Genomic DNA, 21,529 nt, shown 5'->3' on the forward strand with positions numbered 1-21,529 from the left:
CATCACGCGCACACAAGCTAAGATTACTCAGTCGCGTTGGTGTTTAGCCCGAAACCGCCGAGCCTTGCTGCCCACGGCTGCACTAAATCGCGCGTCGTGTTTGGTGGTTCGCCCACTTGTGCGTTTGCGCCACATTTTAAAGGAACTTGGGGTCATTTGCGCACGCATCAGTTTGATGACCTCGCCCGGAGTCAGGCCGAACTGTGTGCGGATGGCTTCGAAGCTCGTACGGTCCTCCCATGCCATTTGAATGATGCGCTATTTCGGCTTGAGTGAGTGGGTCCATGTTTAAGTCCTCGGTCACGATGTTCACCGTGCAGGAGACAAACTCGGCGAAGCCCAAGATCCTCGTCAATAACGATGCCTGAGTCGATGAGTTCTTGAAATGTTGACATAGACGCTCCTTTGTTTGGTATGGTGGTCACACTTAGACCATAGGATCAGATTGACCCTTAGAGCACCTGAATCCGCCTTAGACTTTCTGATGAAAAACGCCCAAGGAGTTTGATGCCTTCACAACGATCGAAAGGCCGGAACCTGGTTTGGTGCCTGGGAGCGGCTCTGGCATTGCTCTCCTCGGCCTGTAGTCCGCTGGGCGATCCCATCAACCCCGAGGCCTCGCCGAACTACTACTACTCAAAGGGTGGCGATGGCGTGATCTACTGCGCGCAGGGCAATTGGCTGAAGCTTGGTACTCATGCCGTTGAGGGTGCTGATGCCGCGACTATTGAGGCTCTCGCTAGCGACCTAGCGGTGGACAAGGACCGCGTCTACTACCGATGGCATCCACAAGCTCAGGTGGATCGCAAGTCCTTAACCGTCAAGGCCAAGGTTTGGAGTGATAGGAGTAGAGTGTACTTTCCGCAGTCCGGAGAAACTTTGGGGCGTGTAGACGGCGCGGATCCGTCGAGCTTTCGGTATCTCTTCCCAGACGATGTCAATCCCCGAATGTGGGCCAGGGACGCGAAAAGGTATTTTATCAACCACAAGCCAGTAGACGTGGATGCACCTAGTTTTAGATTCTTGAACCAGGGGTTTGTCGCGGACAAGGACCAAATCTATCACCGCAACCCGGCGCTACGCCCGGTTACAAGAGTCGATGGGCCGATCGAGGTCTTGAACGATAACCACCTGAGAATGGGAACCAAGATCTTGAGTGGCGGGACCTGGAGTCCCGTGGTCATCGAGGTGCCGAAGGTCGATAGCGTCCGCGAGATAAGCCGTAGTGTAATGGTCGTCAACCAAAACGTGTACAGTCGGGGTAAGCTCGTTCCGAGCAAGCAGGTGGATGCGGCGACATTGAAGGCCTGGCCGGACCAACACAGCTACGCACGCGATAGGCAACGTGTCTACGCGACGTTTGGCGATCTAAAGGCTGTAGAAGGTGCAGATTTGAAGACGTTTTCGCCGATGAAAGATTACAATGCCTATGCAAAAGACGCGCAACATGTGTACTATCAAGGCCGAATCGTGAGCGATGCCGACTTAGAGAGCTTCGAGATCGTGTTTCGCGACAAGAAGCCCGTCGCGCGTGACCGTCACGGGGAGTTTGTAATGGGCTTGCGACGCTGAGCTCAGTCGTCTGTCTGAGGATGAGATTTCAACGGCACAAACCACGCCGCCCGCACCATTTGCTCGGTCCATCCTTCGTGGGTTCGCTCAAAGAGAGTCAAGGCCTGGACCACATCGGGCTCGCCGACAGGAGCAACCAGCCGACCACCGCGGCGGACTTGTTCGGCCACCTGTCGAGGGATCTGAGGAATGGCGCAGCCGAAAATCACGCCGTCGAACGGGGCCCTATCAGGCGCTCCGAGTGCGCCATCTCCGTGGCGCAAGTCCACACCACTGATGCCAGCCCTCTCAAGATTTTGCCTCGCACTCAGGTGCAACTCCCGGCTGAATTCGATGCTTGTGACCTGGTACCCTAAGGCGCTGAGCACTGCGGCTTGATAGCCAGTTCCGGTCCCCACTTCCAAGACGCGTTGTCCGGCACGAAGCTCGAGGAGCTCTACCATCCGACTTACGAAAAGTGGACATGTTACCGAGGTCCCATCGGGTAATGGGATAGCTTCGAGCGAGTACGGGTCGGTGTTGACCGGCACGAAGTGATGCCTAGGGACGGTCAACAACGCAAACGCCATCTCGGGTGTCGAGATGGCGTCGAGTCTCATCAGGTTTTTGACCATTCGTAGGCGGCGAAACACCCTATCTCCTAATCATTCGCTTGTTAGGAAGAGCTCGGTTTGTCACGCCGTAAGCCGCGGTAGTCAGAGCCTGGTCTGTCGAAATCAAATCGCTGAAGACGTCTTGTCGATTCATCGTACCTGCCACGAGTTCGCTTTGCAGGACGTTGAGATAGTAGGCCCTCATGATAGCGGCCAACGTAATCTCTGCTTGATCTTCAGAGAGCTTGAGAACCAATGGCAGTACAAATCGCTCCAGCTCTTTTGATGAAGCCCCGGCATCGAGTTGTTTGACGAGGGTCGCAAGCTGGATGGCGGCATCTTTGGAGGCTTGCAAATCGTCGTACTTATCCCGCGTACTCTGGGTGTCTAGGTCGGAAAACCGTGAGAAAATCGCCGTATCAATTGAACCAGGCTGGTTGGCTTGTGAAACGGTTGCTGATGGCGCGTTCTGAGCGATAGCATTGGTTGCAACAACACCAGTAAGTGCAGCGAGCCCAAAGCTGACTACACGAATCGACTTCTTCAACATTCAAACTCCTAATGATAATCGTACGTTGTAGTCAGAACATAGCGCTGCGCCATCCGGACGTAAATCCTGTTTTTGACAGATCACCATTTGAGGCCGGCAGCCTCGATGGCGAGGTCGAGCTCGCCAAGGTATCCGCCGCTAACCGGATAGGAGTGGCGTGTTCCGAACAAGATCGAGGGCTGGATCGAATCCATCGAAGACTTTCTCCAGCTAAGCACTTAGACTGCATTTCGCAGGATAGAGGCGAGGAGAGACTTGGACCAGGCACCTTCGTATTATGCGGGAATTCTAGAGTCGTGGATGGACACTGCCGTAACGCGTGCTTCGCTCTCTAAGGCTCGCGATGCTTTTGATAACCTCTCCAAGGCGCTCTTGGCCGACCATGGGCTAAGAGAACACTACGCGCATTATCTGCTCAACGTCTTTTCCGTCACTGGAAAACTGAGAGATTACCGTTCGCTCAATGCCTATGTGCGTGAATCGAAAAGCCCTGATTTGCTCAATGAAGTTGACGAAGTCATCCGATACGAGCTGCCAGACGTATGGATCTTGAGTGCCCTCAGAAGGGACGAGCTGGAGGCAGCGGTTCAGTGCTGGTTTCAGAATCAAGACCATCAACGAATCAGATATGCAGCACCTGCGCTTATGAAGGCGTTTCCTGAACGAGTCGACATTCTGGTTTCAGGCCAACTTCGGCTCGCTGAATATCAGATTTCGCGTGCAACCCGGAGTCGCTATCGGCGAGCATGTAAGATCTTGGAAGGACTTCGGCGAGCTTTGAATGACTCAAACCACTCCAATCTATGGGCGATCGCGCTCGACGAAGTCCTTCAGAAGCACGGACACCGCCCTGCCCTCATGGATGAATTCCGAAAGGCGGAAATACTCTGATTTTAGGAGACCCGTTACTTGGTATGCTTCAGGTCATCACGCGAGCGACTGGCGAAGCACGAGCGAATCGCAGATCGCCCGAACTCCCGAATCTGGATGTTCTATCTCAAACTTTTTTAAGGAAAGCCGTCTTGAGCACGATGGTGATGTTGTTGACTTTGCCTTCGACGTGCTCGGGGTTTTCGGTGGTGCGGATGCCCTTCACAAGAGTGCCGCGTTTGGCCACAAATGATGTGCCTTTGACATCCAAGTCTTTGATGAGGGTGACCGAATCGCCAGTGACTAGACGAGTACCATTGCTGTCGAAGGTGGGCGGGCCCGTGTCTTCTTCGGGGATTCCGGCCTTGGCCCATTCGAGGGCTTCCTCGGTGAGATAGGCTTGTTCCAGGAGTTCTTTGGCCCAGACCTCAGGTAGTTGGTTGAGGAGGCGCCAGCTAAGGACTTGCACGGGGGCGTGCTCACTCCAGATGGACTCGTTCAGGCACGATAAATGCCGCGCGTCGAGCTCAGCACCTGTAACCTGGCCGAGGCACGTTGAGCAGAGGTACGCGGCGTGCCCCGGCTCGTCGGCATCATAAGGTGGTACTGCGTGGACGTGAAGCTCGGCTTCTGCCTTGCAAAGCTCGCATGTGTCCTGTGAACGGGTTCTTAATTCTTGTTCTAAATCCGCCATTGATTCTCCGAAGTGCAGAGGCTCTGCTAGAAGGCTGCGCCGATACCGCCGCCCCAGTAATCGCCTGGAACGACGTTCTTCTCAATCAATAGGTCGGCTTGTCCAGCAAAACTATGCCGTTCAACAAAAACGCGCAGTCCAGTTCGGGAGCCAAGGTCGTTTGCTTCGCCAAAAGGGATGTACACGGAGCCTCTGAGGCGAAGATGGCCGATGCCGGGTTCCGTGAGTCCGCCTTCACCAGCGATATGACTGGCAAATTGCGGAATCCACATGGCGGCGAACTCGATGTCTATAACCTCTAAACTCGCTGCAACTCTTGGCTGAATGTAGCCATAGTAGTGAGACCCAAAGCCTACCCCGAAGCCCAGAGATGGCTTGATAAAGGGAAGTCTCAAGGGGCTAATCAGCGCACCACCACTCATGTTGAGCCCACCGAAGTAGTTCCATGGGAGCCCAAAAGTCCCTTCGGCCTCGACGCCGAAGAACCCTTCGTTGAGCGTGAAGAAGGGCAAACCGGCGAGCTCAAAGTGGATACCATAGGAGCCCGCGGGGTCGGTATCGTTGGCGTCTTCGTGCGCGTGCGCGAGCACGCCGTAGATGGACACGGACGCCAGATTTTGGGTGCCGAGACCCAGGACAGCTCCGTCTTCGATGGCGTTTTCGAAGTCCCATGCGAACGCCGTGGAACTCAAGAAAGTAGCTGCAAAAAATGCGAGGTAGATTAGCGCGCTTCGATTTTTCATTGGGTTATCCTAAAATCGAAAACTGGCTGAAGTATTGAAACCGAAATCGCCCGAGAAGAGCCGAGACGTTGCGATACCTGCTTCCAGGTGAATTCGCCAGAGGATGGCGTTAGCACTTAGCGCCAGGGACCAAGGCTGGGTCTCATGGAACGTGAACTGAGTTTCGCCGATGCGTTCCGTGCGGGTCTCATCATCATCAAAAAGGAGGTTGTATAGATTTATGTTAACGTCGCCAGTAAAATAAAAAATACCCATCGGAAAGATAAATCTTAAGGGCACTCCCATGAAGAAGGATTGCACACCTTCCTGGTTCTCGCGGTCTAGGGTCACGACGTTATGCATGCCAAGCCCAAGTTCGAAGATGAAACTCTCCCCTCCATACACTGGAGCCCAGAAATTGATGTTGAACCCATAACCTTCACCGACTCCCGAGAGGGTCGCAAATTCATCGTCGAAGATGACCAGGTCCATGCCGAAGGTACGCATCTCGGTGATGGCAGACATGGCGGCTTCAGTGGATTGGAGAATCTCGTTGGCTCGTTCACTCTGCTCTGCCGTCACATAACCACTCTTTGTTGTGGTGGTGGTCACCGTGCGTGAGCCGTCGGCGTTGTACCGAGTGCTTCGGGTGGTGTTTGTTTCTGTGATGGTGGGCGATGCCGCGCCGGCGACTGCCGCCGAGCCGAGGACTCCCGCGGCGCCTGCAAAGATCAAGGACGAGATGATTCCGCCTCTCTCACTGTATCGGTAGCCCCAGAGGGTGGGTCTCAGGCCACTCGTACTTGACGCGTAAATCCCGTTGCCCGACTCGAGCCTGGCGCCAAGGGAGTAGTTTGGGAGCTTTAGCGTGCCGAGGGCCGTGTTCTTGAGTTCTTCAACTTCCGGAGAAATGGCGAACGCAGGTGTGGCCAGACTGAGGCACAACAAAAGTGTAAGATAGTGACAGGTTTTTGACATAGTGAGCGCTCGCTTAGCCAGAGATTGCAACGGATTGCGCGATTTGTCTAGGTCGTTATGTCGGCCCCAAATTTACGGCTTGAAATTCAAAAATGTTTTGCTAACTTTTTGGTGGGCACAGGGTTGCCCGCAACATAACTAAACCACTCAATTAGGGAGGAAAAAATGGGAGATCGTTGCACACTTGTAATTAAAGAAGACAACGCCGTAGAGCTCTTTTTCGGAAACTGGAGCGGAGCGGAATTGCCCGACCAACTCTTTTGGGGCCCAGACTACGTGGAGGCCTATATCCGCGGTCATGAAGCCGTGGATTTTTGGCTGCCCGACCTCGAATCAAGGGGGTGTGTGGGGCTCGACAAGGACCAAAAAGTTTTGCTCTTTCATGGGGGTGTTGGCGAGCTCGCGCGGGGCGAGAAGTCGAAGTACTTCTACTCGTTGATGCAGGCTCTTTGGGAGGAGCAGGGTTGGCGCGTCAAGAAGGTAGATAAGCTCGAGGAGATTGCGGTCCACATGGGATTCCCTGCCCATGTGGTGCAGTGGGTTCCGGAGCCCTTTGACCCGTGGCCGCTCGAGAGGTTGAATGAGCCGAGGAGTACCGAGTTTGATGGGTTGCTTGTGGAGCCTCGCAAAGAGGTCTACGGAGTCCTCATCGTCACGCCGGACGCTCGGTTTGGCGCCATGGCGCCTTGGGACAGGCTCTTTGAGCACGGACCCGACTTGCTCGCCCATTTCGCGAACTTTCCACAGGCTTCTGAGGACGCCGGGGCGGAGGCGACCATTCATCTCGACCCGAACAAAAAGGAGATTCGCGTCAGTTGGTTTCACCCGTACTGTGAACGGTATTTCCCTCATCTCGAAGAGGTCTGGCCGGGCTGGACATTTCATTTCGACCCTCCGAGCTGGTTGTCCATGGACGATGACGAGGAGTACGACGAAGAGGAGTACGAGGATGAGGAGTACGAGGACGAGGATGTCCACTCTCGGGTACACCGAGTTCTTCTGCAGCAGCCCCTGCACGCTGGCCCAGAATTGATGCGCACACTATCCGAGATGGGCGCCGCCGTATCCCCGGCGGCCGAGGCCGGACCTCCGGTCAATCAACTCTCCATCAAAGAGAAGGCTGCGATCATCTCGAGGGCGATGCACAGCGCGGCGAGTCGCGATAGACGTTGAAAGTCGTTCGGGTGGGGAAGATGTTTTCTAAGGCCTGCCAAAGGCTGCGGCTACCTGCGAAGATATCCACATGGTTGCCGTTGATGCCGCCCCCGACGTCGTCTGCGCGAAAACACCCGTCGTGCACAAATCCACCGAGTCCATCAAAGCTCGGAATCTCAAGGCCGTCCCATTCTTCAACGTAGACTGACGTGCCGTGAGGAATCACATCTATGTCCACCGCCCATGAGCGCAGGGGTTCGAGGGCGTTTCCTCTTGAACCCATGCCCCACGGATGGGTTGCGGGGTTCATGACGGCCCAACAAAACGAGCACGGCCCGCCACACGAACACGAGGTTGCGTAGTTGATTACACGGCCATCGTCGAGACGCGCGCTACCTTCAATACACGCGGCGTTTGCGAAACTCGCCGAGACGGTGGCAACAGGGTTGCACTCACGGTCGTAGAGGGGTTCGGTGGCTTCGCCAGTGTGGGCGCCTTCCTCGGCCAGATAGTAGTAGGTGTTCTCAAAGCTACCCATGAGGGTGCCTTTGGACACAGGCATATCGGGTTCGGCGTCGGCATCTGCGTGTGAGTCAGGTGTGTCGGTGTCCGCGTCCGGCATGGCATCGGGCTCCAGGCCAAGGTCGGAATTTGAGCCGAGGTCTGCTCTACCAGCCATGTCAGGGCCTTGGTCTGCGGGTTCTTGGATACTTTCAGGATCGGACGCACACGCAGTAAGCAGGAGAATGAATGCGTAGAGGGTAGGTTTCATGGAGGTTTGCGGGTTTTGGTTGGGTGGGGCTGTCTTTCCTATACATGTTGTGTAGCTCAGATTGGCCTTAGAATTGACACCATTCATCTGAGGAGGACAAGGGGGCTGTCTTTCCTATACATGTTGTGTAGCTCAGATTGGCCTTAGAATTGACACCATTCATCTGAGGAGGACGGAGCCCTCCTCTACACTAAAAATCATGATAGCAGACCTGGAAAATTTGGGATGGATAATTGCAGCCGTAGTCATAGGCCTATGGCTTCTGGGAGCGATTCGCAGGAGCTGGATACGCGCGGCCTATAGACGTCAAATGCGCCGGCAACAGCGCCGCGCACAACGTGGTGAAAAGGAAGCTGTGAGGCTTCTGGAGAGCGAGGGATTTGAGATTGTGGATTCGCAGGTCCATCTCCTCTGGCCGGTGCATGTGGGTCATGAGGAGGTCGAGATTCGATTGATTGCGGACCTCATCGTAGAGCGTGATGGTTGGCGCTATGTGGCGGAGGTCAAGACAGGAGGCGCAGCGCCTTCCATCAAGACGGCCGCCACAAGGCGACAACTTCTCGAGTACTTTGTGGCTTTTGAGTGTGATGGGGTCTTGCTCGTTGATATGGAGCGGGGATCCATTATGGAAGTGGATTTTTCGTCGAGTGGTCGGGAAATTGGGGAGGATAGCGCCTAAAGAGCCCATGCTATTTTGTATTTTTGTCAAAAATACCGTATTTTTGTCAAATTAACGCATGATGAGTTAGTTGCTGAAAACGCGCTAAAAATCGCCTTAATGCGGCACCCTGGAGCCGTGATTTCGCACAGAAGTTCGCTCGAAATGCGGCCTACAGGCGGGACTCTCTTTTTGACCGGGAGCTACGATGCAACGGAATCCATCCACGGGCTTACGATAAGGCTTATTCGTGGGCCAGGCCCTCTAGACTCAGATATGCCGTTCTTGGACGGGTATCGCTCTTCGAACACACGTGCGCTAATCGAAAACCTCACTCCGACTCGAACCCATGATGTCTCAAAGGTGCTGCCTCGGGAAGAGATTGAGCATCGACTCGTGATGGTGTTCGATGAGGAAGGACGAAGAGGATTGATCAAGCTCCGAAAGTCCGCGGAAGCCCTGGCAGATATCCCTGAGTTCGAGACGGGCGCTCAGAATCTGATCGAGCTCATCGGGACCCTTTTGGGCACTCGGAAGGCTGAGCTAGAGAGTAGAATTGCAAAGGCACGCATTGCGGCACGGCCCTTTGACGGAGCCTGTGTCCAACTCTTTGAGTTGCTTGTTGCGGAGTTGCAGAAGACCGAATGGCTTGCGGTTTCGAGGCAAACGCCACCTCTATTGAAGCATGAGCGACAGGCGCTGGCTTTTATCGACACGTACTTCTCCAACTATATTGAGGGGACCCAGTTCTTGCTTGAGGAGGCTCAAAGTATTGTCTTTGACGGCCAGATTCCGACACATCGACCTCAAGATGCCCATGATATTGTGGGGACATATCAACTGCTTGTAGACGAGACCGAGATGAAGACCTCGTTGAGCAATTTTGACCAATTGGAGGATCTCGAGGCGCTATTGGTGAGGCGGCATCATACGATTCTGAATGGCCGTCATGAAAAAAACCCCGGAAAGTTCAAGCAACATAGAAATAGAGCCGGCAACACGGAGTTTGTGGCACCGGAGCTTGTGCAAGGTACGCTTGAAAAGGGCCTCACAATCCTGCGCGAACTTGAGACGCCATTTCAACGTGCCGCTTTTGCGATGTTCATGATCACTCAGATCCATCCGTTTGATGACGGGAATGGCCGCCTTGCGCGTGCGACAATGAATGCCGAGCTCAATGCGTCTGGAGAGGCGCACATCATCATTGCCACGGCGTATCGAGAGGACTACCTGGGCGCCTTGAGGCGACTTTCGAGAAACAAGGACCCCGTCACCTACCTTCGCATGCTGAGCCGCGCTCACGAGTACACATCTCGCCTCGATTTTGCGGACTTCGACGCTCTTGTGGACACATTGCGACGCACGAATGCATTTGATGATTCGGGTGCGCGGATTCTAAAACTACCTTGAGCGCTGCCGACGTCGAAACAGACAGAACAAGAAGATGAGAGGCAAAACGAGGCCAGAGCCTTGTGAAGATGCGCAACCGCACCCTTCGGACGTAGCGTTGGACTGCGTGTCACCTGGTTGATTAGGAACGTCTGGAAGATTGGACTCTTCCGGGCATTCGAGGTTTACGGTTAGGGTATTGGACTCGAGCTCCACGTCTGTTCCCAGGATGTAGGCGCGCATTCTGACGTCAACTGGCCCTGTCACGTAGTATTCTTGCGGCTGTTCCCATGCACTGCCGCAAATCGTGAGCACGCGGTCTTTAGCAAAGCCGACCCAAGACTCCCCCGGTTTGTACATGCCGCCGAGGATTTCGGAGACCTTCCATGACGTGTCGTTCACATAGGTCTCGAGGACGATGACGCCCTGCCAGTGCTCGAGCTCCTGGGGCAGTTCCAGTTCGACGTCTACGTAGGAGACTTCTACGTCTTCGAAGCAAGATGCGCCGGCTTCGAGCTGGACCTCTCCGAATTGCGGTTCACTGGCTTTTAGCTCACCCAGAGTTGTTGGGAAGCTTTGCGCCTCACCCGTTGAGAACGAGTACTCGGGAAGTGACTCGCCACAGATTACAAAACCGTCCTCCCACTCAAGTTCGCCGTCGGGCTCAAGACGCAAGGTGTAGTTCTGGTTCTCGGCGAAGCCCTCTCGCGGCGAAATCTTCCACCAATTCCCGACCTCCTCGATCTCAATCTCTACAGGCCCGTCGGAGTCTTCGAGCACCACGCCGGCATTAGTGGGATCCGAATCATAAGTATCCATGAGCACATACTCGGCATTCGCCGGAATGGTCAGGCCTTGAGACGCGAGTTCAAACGTCTCAGCACAGATTTGGATAGAGCATGCCCAAGCTGGCGCTGAGACCAGCATCCCGATTACTCCAACCCACCACAATGATTTTTTCACATTCCCTCCGCGTCGACTTTTAGTCGTCGGGAGTCTAGCTGATTGTGGTGGGCAAAGAAAACGATTTTTAAGCCCTCAAGGAGCAACGTGATATGGGGATGGCGGACCGAAACAATGGCTATCCCATGAGCCGCTATTGACGGTCGCCCCCAAGTAGACTGTTCCTTCCTGTCGGTTTCCGAATCCATCGTGTGTGGAGTAGCGGCGCACTGACCAATCAAAGTAAGGACTGTTGATCGCGCCAGAGCCAGCTACAGTGTAAGTTCCCTGGATTTGGCCGTTTGACCCGTACGCAAGATAGTTCTTAGAAGTGCTGGTTCGTCCGTCTTGAGCGAAGTAGTAGTACGCGCCATCCCACGCAAACGTAGTCCCGAACGTGTTTATCTCAACGGGCTGCTGGGAGAGTGGCACCACTTTGTTTAGAGTCAAATTCGCCGAACCCGATACGACGGTGTAGTGCCTAACGCCTGCTCCATCATAGCAAAGGAACTCGTCGTTTGAAGTCGAGATTTGGTGGCAGCTACCCGTGAACCCGTCTGAGAAGATGGCTGAACGTTGATTTGAGAGCGTTCCCGTAGCGTCGATGTCCGCAACGTAGTAGCTCGAAGCAGGATGACCAACATACGAGCCAGGTGCTCCAACGATCTGCCTTGGACCCGCGACAAGGACAAAGCGCCCCCATGCGGTTGCCGTGTCCTGATCGGGTGAAGCCGCCCAATCGCTCGTTCCGGGGGCAAACTTCCAATATCCGTTTCTCGCAAAGTCTCCGCTTAAGAGTTGATTAGAGACGTTGTCCCAGACAGTTGAGATCAGGTTGTTGGTGAAGACATAGCACTGCTCGTGATTATCAAAGACCGTGCTAACGGCTGGCTCTGAGAGCAAGAGGCCAGAGTCACAGACATAGAGTGATTGGTCGATTTCGGCAGTATCGAGCGCACCGTCTTGATTGTCGTCTATTCCAGCGATGAGCCTTTGCCCTCCGAATTGACAATTGGCTCCAGGAGGCTCGTTGATAACCTCGAGCAACAAATCCGCTCCGTCTTGACCATCTTGACCGGGAGCGCCGTCCTGGCCTGGAGGGCCTTGCATTCCTTCTTCTCCGTTGCAGATATATGCACTGGAGGTCACCTCTGTGGGTTCAAGAGTTCCACTACCATCGGTGTCAGCGCCTGCTTCTATCAATTGCCCACCGGCCACACAGTTTGCCCCCGCTTGCTCAGGGGTAATATTGATGAGGGTAGTCAGACCGTCGGCCCCAGGGGCGCCATCCTGACCATCCGCGCCCGGAGATCCATCCTCACCCGGAGTGCCGTCCGAGCCTGGTGTTCCATCAGTACCGTTGCATACGGTCGTACTTTCAGCGACTTCCTCGTCACCAAGAATGCCATCCTGACTAGTGTCGACTCCAAACTCAATCAACGAACCACCCGTTGGGCATGTGTCCCCGGGCTCGATGGGTGTAGTGCGAAAGAGAGTAGACTGGCCATCCGCGCCATTTTGACGGTCTTGGCCGTCTTGGCCGTCGGCGCCGCCACAGGCAGCGCACAAAAGTAGGGTGATCAGAGACAACATTTTGGGTGTGTGCTTCACGCAAGTCCTCGTCAGAAAGTCGAACATAGTCCGAACGGTGATGTCTTGTATTTTGGTACGTTACATCGGTAGGGGCTTCACCCGGCCTAGTCAACCATCATTCGGGGTCACTATTCCACAAATACGAACCTAAGCGGTCGTAGACCCCTTCCTTCAATCGAATGGATTATAGATCTCGATACCCCGAATTTTTTGGCCGGAGTTTAGGTCTTCTGACATCAACTTCTGACAGTTTGCGGTCTGCGCTGCGGTAACAATAAGCGCGTCCCAAAAACTCACGGATTCCAGTCGGTGTAGATGGATAGCTTCGTGGATCATTTCAATGCGAATAGCCACCACCTCGAAAGCACCCAACAATTTGACCTTCTTTTCTGCCACAGCCGGATCGATTCCAAGCTTTCGCGTCGAGACTACAAAATACTCCTGAAGTACCTGCGTCGATATCACTCCTGTTCCATTCCGCAAATGATGAGCAATGACCTTTCGAGCTACTTCACATTTTGCCCCTGAATCCACATCATCTGCGTAGATTAGGACATTGGTATCTAGGAATACCCGGCCACTCAAAGTCTTCCCTCGTAGGCGTCACTTCGGTCAAAACGCTTGCCACCAGAGTGCCCGGCATGGCTTTCCCAAAGCAACTCCAGCTCACGAACCACATCGTCCCCGTTGACTTCTCCAGCGACAGTTTGGAGGTAGTTCCGGACCATCTCATTCAGGCTGATTCCTTGCTGCTTCGCAACTTGGCGTGCGCGTTCAACAAGTTGTGCATCGACGGACAGAGTAATATTCATAACACCTCCTGAGACACATAATACGTGCGCACATATCCCGTGTCAACGACTTCACATGTGCACTTTTGGGTTTGTCTCTCGTTGACGTTCATCATAGACCTTGGGCATTCGTCTTTCTTCCCGGTTCATCCTACGAGGACAGAGCCCTCGTAGACTTGGAGTTTGAATGTGGCACGTACATAAATTTGGCGGAACGAGTGTGGCGAACGCCGCGCGATATCGCGGTGTTCTGAAGATTGTGACCGAGGAGCTGGCGCAGCGCAGCGGCGGCAAGAGCGCGGTGGTGGTCTCGGCCATGGCCGGCGTGACGAACGCGTTGATCGAGCTCGTTGAGCTCAGCGCGCGGCAAGACCCGTCTTACGCCACGGCGTTGCGGAGCCTGAGGCTCAAGCACCATGAGTGTGTGGCGGACCTGCTCGGCGCCGATGGTCAGGCGCTCATCGATACCCTGAACCAGGACTTTGACGATATCGAGGACGTGCTGCGAGCGATTTGGCTCCTCAAGAGCGCGCCTACGCACGCGCTGGACCTGATTTCGGGGTACGGCGAGATTTGGTCGGCGCAGCTCTTGGCAGCGGCGCTGAAGGCTGCTGGGGCCGATGTGACGTGGCTCAACGCCCGTGACGTGCTGGTTGTGGAGCCCGGACAGCTCGCACCGATCGTGGACTGGGCCCAGACTCAAGCCGCAATGGACGCGTTTTTGAGCGAGAATCCGAGCGAGATCGTGGTGATTACGGGGTTCGTTGCCACGAGCCGCGACGGCATCGCCACCACGCTGGGGCGAAACGGCTCGGACTACTCGGCCGCGATCTTTGGCGCACTTTTGCAGGCTCAGGAGATTGTGATCTGGACCGATGTGGACGGCGTGATGTCGGCGAATCCGCGCCTTGTTCCGGATGCCATTGTCCTGGAGTCGATGTCGTATCACGAGGCGATGGAGCTTGCGTATTTTGGGGCGAAGGTGATTCACCCGAGCACCATGGCACCTGCCGTGGCACGTTCCATACCGCTCTACATCAAAAATACGTTCGCACCTGAGAAGCCCGGCACCCGCATTCATACGGCCTCTGACCCGCGGTTTGCGGTCAAAGGCATCGCTACCGTGGACCAGATGGCGCTCATCAACGTGGAGGGCACGTCCATGATTGGGGTACCAGGTATCGCGAGCCGACTCTTCGGCGCGCTGCGCGAGGCCGACGTTAACGTGGTTATGATTTCACAGGGAAGCTCCGAGCATTCCATCTGTTTTGCGGTGCCCGAGAAGGACACAAAGGCGGCGCGTGCGGCGGTGGAACAGGCTTTCTTCGCCGAGCTTCATCACGGCCAAATCCAGACCATTGACGTAGTCACACCTTGCACCGTGCTCGCCGTTGTGGGCGACCATATGGCTGGGATTCCGGGCATTGCGGCGAAGTTCTTTGGCGCACTCGGTAACGCCGGGGTCAATATCCGTGCGGTTGCGCAGGGCTCGTCGGAGCGAAATATCTCCGTGGTCATCGATACCGCAAACGCGCAACGTGCGCTGCGCGCGGTGCATTCGGGATTCTACCTTTCGAACCAGACGATCAGCGTGGGGATTATCGGGCCTGGCGTAGTGGGTGCGACGCTCATCAAGCAGCTCGCGGCCGAGCAGGCGCGGCTTAGTCGGGACTATCAGATCGACCTCAGAGTGCGCGGTATTGCGGACTCCAAGAAGATGCTTTTGCACGATACCAACATTGAACTGGGGAGCTGGGAAGAAGGGTTTTCGGCGGGGCTTGAGTCGAATCTGGACACCTTTGCGGCGCACGTCGCGTCGGATGGGTTTCCTCATGCCGTGATCATCGACTGTACGGCTAGTGAAGCGGTCGCGAGACATTACCTTGGTTGGCTCGAGAAAGGCGTGCATGTGGTCACGCCCAATAAGAAGGCGAATTCGGTAGAGTTCGACTACTATCAGGCGCTGAAGACGACGTGCAGAAAACGACAACGCCATTACCTTTATGAGACCACGGTCGGCGCGGGGTTGCCTATCATTCAGACCCTTCACGACCTGATTCAAACGGGCGATAAGGTCCAAAGGATTGAAGGGATTTTGTCCGGTACCCTGGCTTATCTTTTTAACGCGTTTGATGGATCGACCCCGTTCTCGAATATCGTTCGGGATGCCAAGACGAAGGGCTATACCGAGCCTGATCCAAGGGATGACCTTTCGGGCACCGACGTGGCGCGAAAGCTCGTCATCCTTGCGCGCGAGATGGGTTTGACGATCAACTTGGAAGATGTAGAGATCGAGTCTTTGGTCCCCGAGCACCTGCAAGACGTGAGTGTGGCGGAATTCTTGGAGCGGCTGAGCGACGTGGATGATGCCATGCTTGCAAAGCTAAAAACGGCGAAGGAAAACGGAGCTGTTTTGAGATTTGTGGGCCAAGTGGACCAGACTGGAAAGGCGAGTGTGAAGTTGTCTGAGTACGCGGACACGCATCCGTTTGCGCGGATTCAGTTAACAGACAATATCGTGCAGTTTACGACGGCTCGCTACAGTCAAAACCCTCTGGTTGTGCAAGGCCCTGGTGCCGGCCCTGAAGTCACGGCAGCGGGCGCGTTTGGGGACCTTTTGAGGTTGGCCAATTATCTCGGGGCCCCGCTATGAGTTCAGTAACTGCATTTGCGCCGGCCACCGTGGCCAATGTGGCGGTGGGTTTTGATATTCTGGGATTTGCCGTGGAGGGCCCCGGGGATTTTGTGCGCGTGGAGTTTGGTGAGCCAGGAGTACGCATCCACACGAACGCGGATATACCGACCGACCCTAAGTCAAACACGGCCACGGTCGGCATTCTGCGGTTTTTGAAAGACCACAACGTGGAGCAGGGCCTCGATATCACTATCGAAAAGGGTATTCCGCTGGGTAGCGGCATGGGCGGGTCTGCGGCGAGCGCAGTAGCTGGAATTGTGGCCCTCGATGGGTTGATGGGAACAGGGCTGGATAGGGTACGCCTGCTTGATTACGCGCTCCTCGGCGAGGCGGTGGCAAGTGGCGCCGCGCACCCTGATAATGCCGCTCCAGCGCTCTACGGCGGGTTGACGTTCGCCCGTGCGGGCGCCCCGCCTGATGTGGTCAATTTGCCAGTTCCTCAAGGCTTGTTGGCGGTCATCGTGCACCCCGACGTGGTGATTCGCACCATGGATGCTCGGGCAGTCTTGCCTAAGCACTTTGCTCTGCACGATTTTGTGGAGCAGTCGGCCAATCTAGCCGACTTGCTGATCGGCGCGTATACAAACGACGCCAATCGTTTTGCGCTCGCGTGTCAGGACGTGTTGATCGAGCCACATCGCTCAACGCTCATCCCTGGTTTCGCTCAGGCGCGCGATGCCGCACAGCTCGCCGGTGCTCTGGCGTTTTCGATTTCCGGCTCCGGTCCAAGCGTGTTTGCGCTGGCCACACCTGAAGATGCTGAACGCGTTCTGGAGGCTATTTTGCTTGCGTTTCGGCGCCTCGATATTGTAGCCCACGGTTTTCTTTCGCCCATCGGTGCCAAGGGCGCCCATATCGTTGAAACCTAATGCGCTTTTTCTCCACTCGCCAAGATTCGAACTCTCTGGACGCTGGCTCGGCCGTTGGGATTTCCGCCGCCATCACCCAGGGCCTAGCCCCAGACGGCGGCCTCTACATCCCGGAAGGCCTGCCCGACCTGAGCGCTGAAATCAACGAGCTCCAGGACCAGAGCCTTAGCGGCGTCGCGAAACTGCTTCTCCGCCCATTCTTCGAAGGCGACCCACTCGCCCCCGAGCTCGACGCTATCGTAGACGAGGCCCTCAACTTCGCGATTCCGCTGGTAGACCTCAAAGACTCGACAGCCCTGCTCGAAGTCTACTGGGGGCCTTCAGCCGCCTTCAAAGACGTAGGCGCCCGGTTCCTGGCCGGGGTGATGACCCGCGTAGACCAAAAGCAAAACCACGAGCGGCCGCTCACCATCTTGGTGGCGACCTCGGGGGATACCGGTGGTGCGGTGGCCGCGGCGTTCCACGGCCGCCCTGGCGTCAACGTGGTCATCCTCTATCCCGACGGCATGGTCTCAGCGCGGCAGGCTCATCAGCTAGGGGCGTTTGGCGATAACGTCAGGACCTTTGCCGTTCAGTCGGATTTCGACGCGTGCCAGAGCCTTGTGAAGGCGGCCTTTCAGGACCCAGAATTTCGCGCAAACTTCCGGTTATCTTCGGCGAACAGCATCAATATCGGGCGCTTGCTTCCCCAGGCGACCTATCACGCGTGGGCTGCGCTCGAGTACAAACGGCGCCACGGCAAAGAGGCAGGTGTGATCATCCCGAGTGGCAATCTCGGTAACGCCGTCTCCGCAATTTGGGCCAGGTCTATGGGATTTCCGATCCGTGAGGTGGTGCTCGCGACCAACGCCAATCCTACGCTCTCATCTTGGCTAGAGACCGGGAAGTACGAACCCAAGCCGACTCAGGCCACATTGGCGAACGCCATGGATGTAGGGGCTCCGAGCAATATGGAGCGGCTTTTGGCGATGTTTAATTTCGATGACATAAAAAAGTTTATGCAGGTAGTTCGCGTCACAGACGAACACATCACCGAGACGATCACGAACGCCCCAAAAGTCTGGGGACAGGTGGTATGCCCTCATACGGCATGTGCAATCTACGCCCGGGAAATGGTTGGTGGCGAGGACTGGATCGTCAATGGGACTGCGCATCCGGCGAAGTTTGAGACGATCGTTGAGCCTTTGATTGGCGAGCGAGTGGAGCTTCCACCTGCGCTGGCGGAACTCCTGAGCAAGGAGTCCAACGCGCTGGCATTGGAGCCAGATCTCGAAAACTTTCGAGCCGCGCTCTTGAGATAGATAAATGGAGATGATGATGAGAGATAAATATTTTTACGCGTTTTTGATTCTAGGTCTTGGGTTAGCAGCGTGTGGCGAGGATTCGGTGGCTCCGCCCGAGACTCAAACGGATATGGGGCCTAATGCTCCAGATTTCATGCAACCTGAGCCAGATCAAGGTGCTGAGGACATGGCTGTGGTTGATATGACCGACCCAGAGCCCGATATGGCGTCGGACATGGAAGCCGATATGACCACGGCCTGCCGCACCCCTATCGGCGAGAATGCGCCGCGAAAGCTAGTGTTTTCGAAGCCCTATAATAACGACGCGATGCCGGCCAATACGGTGGAAGTCTGGAATCTGAATACCGACGGCACTCTTGAGTCCATCTCGGCCAGTTTTGAGGTTGGGAATCGTGTATCGGACGGAAATATCATCTTCACGCCGGACGCCGAAGTGGGCTTTGTTCGCCTGACCGACGGCAAGCTCGCGAGCTTCAAGTTTAGTGCAAACGATGTGGAGGTGATTCAGGCGATGCATGATCCCGGCGAGTACATCTCCAATATCTGGGCACCGCCGCTTGGCGATGGGTCGTTCATCTACGCGTCGAAGGTCGGATTCCGCGACTCGAACGGCGGGCTTTTCAAGATTCCGGTGGATTGCGAGACCGGCATGTTGGGGCAGGCTGAATTGGTGGCGCCGTCCAAACTTCTTTATGGTCTTCGGTTCGATACCGACAAGCGAGCGTTCGTGGCGGCTACGGATTTCCTCGACTCTGAGACACCGAACCATATCCACGAAGTAGTCTTGGAGCCAATAGTTGAGCGCGTTCAGAGTGGTTCGGCATTCACTGATAACGACGCCATCCTTGCCGGATTTGATATTACGCCGGATGGCACAATCGCTCTTATGGGTGACACAAATTTGTTTGGGACACACCGTGTTGGCGTCGTGAGCCTGCAGAATCCTATGAGCGCCTTGCAGGTGATTGAGATCGAAGATCCGGAATCGATCGTGATTTCGCCCTGGGGCAATGCTGCGGTGGTCGCGAGCGTGTTTGGAGATGCGATTTTTGTGCTCGATATCGGTGATGATGCCGAGACCCCAGTGTCTGTGCGCGGTGAGTTGAGCACGACGCAGCCTGTGTTGCTGCCGGATGCGATGGCCACTGTTCGCCGCGGAGACCTTCGTGGCCACGTCTGGGTGGCGGAGAACGTGGGAATCCGGCACATCAAGTTCGAGGAGAACGGCGACGTGACGGACCTCGGCCTGATGTCTACGGGCGAAGGGACGTCGGCCATCCCTGGGGCGTTGGGCGTAACGCCTTAGGTTTGCAACTAACCATTCGCGGGCAAAGAAGATGAGCCAAGAAAACCCACTACCAAGTGTAGAAGACCTGCCTCCGTGGCTTCGCTATCTGGCGGTCGCTTTCGTACAAAGACATCTGTTCTGGTCGGACATCAAGCTCGTGATTGAGACGCAGCTCGATGGCGCGAAGAGCGGAGATTTTCCTGGTCGTTCAGGCTGGATGTACACCAGAAACGAGTACGCAACATGGGTGTATTCGATCGAAGCCAGCGTGAGGCTTGAGTTCCAGCCAAGCTCTTTCTGGGAGAAGTTGGATATCTTTGGGCAATTGGAACTCTTTGGCATGAACGATTCCGTGGAGCTGCCGTGGACCGCGGCCATGCGAGAAGGTCGTGTATGGCTACCTGAATTTGGTCTCGCCAAGGCCGCCATGAATGATCTCGTGACCTTGGGATTCTTGGAGAAGGATGAAGATTACTATTGGCTGTCCGATGCGGCCCAGGACTTTACAGATGGACTGGGTCTGAAGGCCGAGGAGTGGTCATCGAAGATTCTTGACGCCGGAGATAAAACTTCGCGCGAGTCATTGGAATTAAAGTGGAAGGACTGGATTGCAGAGGTCGCCCTTGATCCCAAGAGGGCTGATCTTTCCATGATCACAAGCGTTCTTTCCGACGAGCAGCTTTGCGACACGATTCACACGCGAATGGCCTTAGGGGATGAGTCGATGAGTGCCGTGTTCGATGCAGCACACGAGCGAGACCTTCCGCTCGACCCAGCGAAGCTGGAGTCCTTCCTGGACTCTCTAAAAGGGACCTACACAAAAGTGGTTTGCGGCCCTGCGGGATATGCTTTGAGGCGAGGAATCCTTAAGGAGAAGGCTCTTGGCCTCTTAGTGGACTTTGCACAACTCTCGAGTGCTGAGTTTCCAGACTATACGTCAGACCTCATCCCTGATGGCATATTTGAGATGCTCGGAGACTCGACGCGAGAGATTGAGGGGCTAGCTGACGCTGCACTATTGTTGATAGAGCACGCCACCGAACACTCACAAGTCGCCATTAGGCGAGCCTTGCGCTACGACCAAACGGGGATTGTGCCGCTCTCTCTTCGCCTCGGAGCTATTGGGCAAGAATGGGCCACTCAGGAAATCGTTGCCGCGATTCCCAACGTTTCCGCCGAATTTGGTGGCCAGTTGTTGAACATCCTCGAGATCTGCGGACACGAAGAGCACGCGCGAGTCGCGGAGGGCTTGATCGCACCGGCAGACCCTGGGATGGCCATGTTTTCGGAGCTCTCAGGGCAACTTGAACAGATGTCTCAAATCTTGGAGGACACGCTAAGGTCGGCGGTGGAGGCTCCAGAGATAACGGAATGGGCGGAGCGTATTAGGGCTCGGCTACCCGCCGACTTTTCGTTTGAGAATCTTACCTCAAAGCCGCATCAGTCAAAGCATTGATGAGCGGGTAGGCGGCTACGTCTTCGGCGGACAAGCCGTCCAGGTTCCCGCTTCGCACGCCCATGATATTGCAGGCCACCACGAGGTCAGCGATGGAGAGTCGGTCACCAAGGAGGAAAGGCCCACCCGATCGCGCAATCAGGCTCTCGGTATGCTTGAGGACTTTGGCCATAGTGTCGGCGGCGAGCTCACGGCGCATCGCAATTCGTTTTTCAAGATCTGGCTCGCGGAAGCTCGGCGCCATGGCGGTTGCAAGGGTGTCGTTGAAGCAGTCGATCACGCTGTCCACAATGAACGCCTCAAACGGATCTTCGGGGTAGAGGCCGGCGTCTCCCAATTTGGCTACGTAGCGAAGCATGGCGCCGGTCTGCGTCATCACAAGCCCGTCTACCTCAAGGGTTGGCACGCTGCCGAGCGGAAGAGCGTCTGATTGGCGGAGCGCACCAAACTCGGGGCCGCTGATTCGGTTGTCTTCGAAGTCGATACCGTTGATCTTGAGGGCAAGACGCACAGGCTCTGCGCGGCCGGGCATATTGAAGTAGGTGAGTTTGAGTTTTGGCATGATGGTTCTCCTGTGTTTTGAGCGTTCAGTGACCTGCGAGAATTCATATCCCTCTAGTTCGAAGATGTCTTGTTGT

Annotated in this window: 22 protein-coding genes; 10 read left to right on the plus strand and 12 right to left on the minus strand. The window is 55.5% G+C overall.

Going from position 1 to position 21,529, the window contains the following annotated elements:
- Nucleotides 1-27: 27 nt before the first annotated feature.
- Complete coding sequence (locus tag FRD01_RS13090; RefSeq protein ID WP_146960315.1) at nt 28-246, minus strand: TIGR03643 family protein; 219 nt, start codon at nt 244-246, stop codon at nt 28-30.
- A gap of 261 nt (nt 247-507) precedes the next feature.
- Here FRD01_RS13090 and FRD01_RS13095 point away from each other — a divergent pair, with 261 nt between their 5' ends.
- Nucleotides 508-1,572 (plus strand): DKNYY domain-containing protein, encoded by a 1,065-nt coding sequence (locus FRD01_RS13095; RefSeq protein ID WP_146960317.1) that lies wholly within the window; start codon nt 508-510, stop codon nt 1,570-1,572.
- Between the two features lie 2 nt (nt 1,573-1,574).
- On the opposite strand, the gene FRD01_RS13100 is transcribed toward FRD01_RS13095, so the two are convergent.
- Together FRD01_RS13100 and FRD01_RS13105 are read right to left on the minus strand one after the other, a co-directional pair.
- Entirely contained in the window at nt 1,575-2,204 is a 630-nt protein-coding gene (locus FRD01_RS13100) for a protein-L-isoaspartate O-methyltransferase family protein (RefSeq protein ID WP_146960319.1), read from the minus strand.
- 1 nt (nt 2,205) lies between these two features.
- A complete protein-coding gene (locus FRD01_RS13105; RefSeq protein ID WP_146960321.1) occupies nt 2,206-2,715 on the minus strand; it encodes a hypothetical protein in 510 nt (169 codons plus the stop codon).
- Nucleotides 2,716-3,015: 300 nt separating this feature from the next.
- Between FRD01_RS13105 and FRD01_RS13110 the strand changes: the two genes are divergently transcribed.
- Complete coding sequence (locus FRD01_RS13110) at nt 3,016-3,606, plus strand: hypothetical protein (protein ID WP_146960323.1); 591 nt, start codon at nt 3,016-3,018, stop codon at nt 3,604-3,606.
- A gap of 106 nt (nt 3,607-3,712) precedes the next feature.
- On the opposite strand, the gene FRD01_RS13115 is transcribed toward FRD01_RS13110, so the two are convergent.
- The 3 genes from FRD01_RS13115 to FRD01_RS13125 are packed head-to-tail and all read right to left on the minus strand — an operon-like array spanning nt 3,713 to nt 5,979.
- Nucleotides 3,713-4,279 carry a PhnA domain-containing protein gene (locus tag FRD01_RS13115; RefSeq protein ID WP_146960325.1) on the minus strand — a complete coding sequence of 189 codons (567 nt, stop codon included), beginning with the start codon at nt 4,277-4,279 and terminating at the stop codon, nt 3,713-3,715.
- Nucleotides 4,280-4,305: 26 nt separating this feature from the next.
- Nucleotides 4,306-5,022 (minus strand): hypothetical protein, encoded by a 717-nt coding sequence (locus tag FRD01_RS13120; protein WP_146960327.1) that lies wholly within the window; start codon nt 5,020-5,022, stop codon nt 4,306-4,308.
- Between the two features lie 9 nt (nt 5,023-5,031).
- Complete coding sequence (locus tag FRD01_RS13125) at nt 5,032-5,979, minus strand: hypothetical protein (RefSeq protein WP_146960329.1); 948 nt, start codon at nt 5,977-5,979, stop codon at nt 5,032-5,034.
- Between the two features lie 165 nt (nt 5,980-6,144).
- Between FRD01_RS13125 and FRD01_RS13130 the strand changes: the two genes are divergently transcribed.
- Nucleotides 6,145-7,152 carry a hypothetical protein gene (locus tag FRD01_RS13130; RefSeq protein ID WP_146960331.1) on the plus strand — a complete coding sequence of 336 codons (1,008 nt, stop codon included), beginning with the start codon at nt 6,145-6,147 and terminating at the stop codon, nt 7,150-7,152.
- Here FRD01_RS13130 and FRD01_RS13135 read toward each other — a convergent pair.
- Nucleotides 7,106-7,906: a 3D domain-containing protein gene (locus tag FRD01_RS13135; protein WP_249755600.1), complete on the minus strand. Its 801-nt coding sequence runs from the start codon at nt 7,904-7,906 to the stop codon at nt 7,106-7,108. The genes FRD01_RS13130 and FRD01_RS13135 overlap by 47 nt on opposite strands.
- A gap of 199 nt (nt 7,907-8,105) precedes the next feature.
- Here FRD01_RS13135 and FRD01_RS13140 point away from each other — a divergent pair, with 199 nt between their 5' ends.
- Nucleotides 8,106-8,585, plus strand: a complete 480-nt coding sequence (locus FRD01_RS13140; protein ID WP_146960334.1) for a PD-(D/E)XK nuclease family protein — start codon at nt 8,106-8,108, stop codon at nt 8,583-8,585.
- Between the two features lie 117 nt (nt 8,586-8,702).
- Nucleotides 8,703-9,974 (plus strand): Fic family protein, encoded by a 1,272-nt coding sequence (locus tag FRD01_RS13145; protein ID WP_249755602.1) that lies wholly within the window; start codon nt 8,703-8,705, stop codon nt 9,972-9,974.
- Here FRD01_RS13145 and FRD01_RS13150 read toward each other — a convergent pair.
- From FRD01_RS13150 to FRD01_RS13165, 4 genes are all read right to left on the minus strand, one after another.
- The gene (locus FRD01_RS13150; protein ID WP_146960338.1) at nt 9,966-10,916 is read right to left on the minus strand and encodes a hypothetical protein; all 951 of its coding nucleotides are present in this window, start codon (nt 10,914-10,916) and stop codon (nt 9,966-9,968) included. The two genes, FRD01_RS13145 and FRD01_RS13150, sit on opposite strands and share 9 nt — an antisense overlap.
- A gap of 75 nt (nt 10,917-10,991) precedes the next feature.
- A complete protein-coding gene (locus FRD01_RS13155) occupies nt 10,992-12,506 on the minus strand; it encodes a DUF7151 family protein (protein ID WP_146960339.1) in 1,515 nt (504 codons plus the stop codon).
- Nucleotides 12,507-12,659: 153 nt separating this feature from the next.
- Nucleotides 12,660-13,073 (minus strand): PIN domain-containing protein, encoded by a 414-nt coding sequence (locus FRD01_RS13160; protein ID WP_146960341.1) that lies wholly within the window; start codon nt 13,071-13,073, stop codon nt 12,660-12,662.
- On the minus strand, nt 13,070-13,300 hold the full coding sequence (locus FRD01_RS13165; protein ID WP_146960343.1) for a DUF6364 family protein: 231 nt from the start codon (nt 13,298-13,300) through the stop codon (nt 13,070-13,072). Before FRD01_RS13165 ends, FRD01_RS13160 begins: the two co-directional genes overlap by 4 nt.
- A 166-nt stretch (nt 13,301-13,466) precedes the next feature.
- On the opposite strand from FRD01_RS13165, the gene thrA reads away from it, so the two are divergent.
- Genes thrA through FRD01_RS13190 form a run of 5 tightly spaced genes read left to right on the plus strand, consistent with a single transcriptional unit; the run spans nt 13,467 to nt 20,891 of the window.
- Nucleotides 13,467-15,932, plus strand: coding sequence for a bifunctional aspartate kinase/homoserine dehydrogenase I (thrA, locus tag FRD01_RS13170; protein ID WP_146960345.1), 2,466 nt, complete (start codon nt 13,467-13,469; stop codon nt 15,930-15,932).
- Nucleotides 15,929-16,843, plus strand: a complete 915-nt coding sequence (locus tag FRD01_RS13175) for a homoserine kinase (RefSeq protein WP_146960347.1) — start codon at nt 15,929-15,931, stop codon at nt 16,841-16,843. Before thrA ends, FRD01_RS13175 begins: the two co-directional genes overlap by 4 nt.
- Nucleotides 16,843-18,144, plus strand: coding sequence for a threonine synthase (thrC, locus tag FRD01_RS13180; RefSeq protein WP_146960349.1), 1,302 nt, complete (start codon nt 16,843-16,845; stop codon nt 18,142-18,144). Before FRD01_RS13175 ends, thrC begins: the two co-directional genes overlap by 1 nt.
- Before the next feature lie 16 nt (nt 18,145-18,160).
- Entirely contained in the window at nt 18,161-19,453 is a 1,293-nt protein-coding gene (locus FRD01_RS13185) for a hypothetical protein (protein ID WP_146960351.1), read from the plus strand.
- Between the two features lie 31 nt (nt 19,454-19,484).
- Nucleotides 19,485-20,891 carry a hypothetical protein gene (locus FRD01_RS13190; protein WP_146960353.1) on the plus strand — a complete coding sequence of 469 codons (1,407 nt, stop codon included), beginning with the start codon at nt 19,485-19,487 and terminating at the stop codon, nt 20,889-20,891.
- On the opposite strand, the gene FRD01_RS13195 is transcribed toward FRD01_RS13190, so the two are convergent.
- Nucleotides 20,860-21,453, minus strand: a complete 594-nt coding sequence (locus FRD01_RS13195) for a glutathione S-transferase family protein (RefSeq protein WP_249755603.1) — start codon at nt 21,451-21,453, stop codon at nt 20,860-20,862. The genes FRD01_RS13190 and FRD01_RS13195 overlap by 32 nt on opposite strands.
- Nucleotides 21,454-21,529 lie beyond the last annotated feature (76 nt).

This window comes from Microvenator marinus (assembly GCF_007993755.1).
In the GTDB taxonomy this organism is placed as follows: domain Bacteria; phylum Myxococcota_A; class Bradymonadia; order Bradymonadales; family Bradymonadaceae; genus Allomicrovenator; species Allomicrovenator marinus.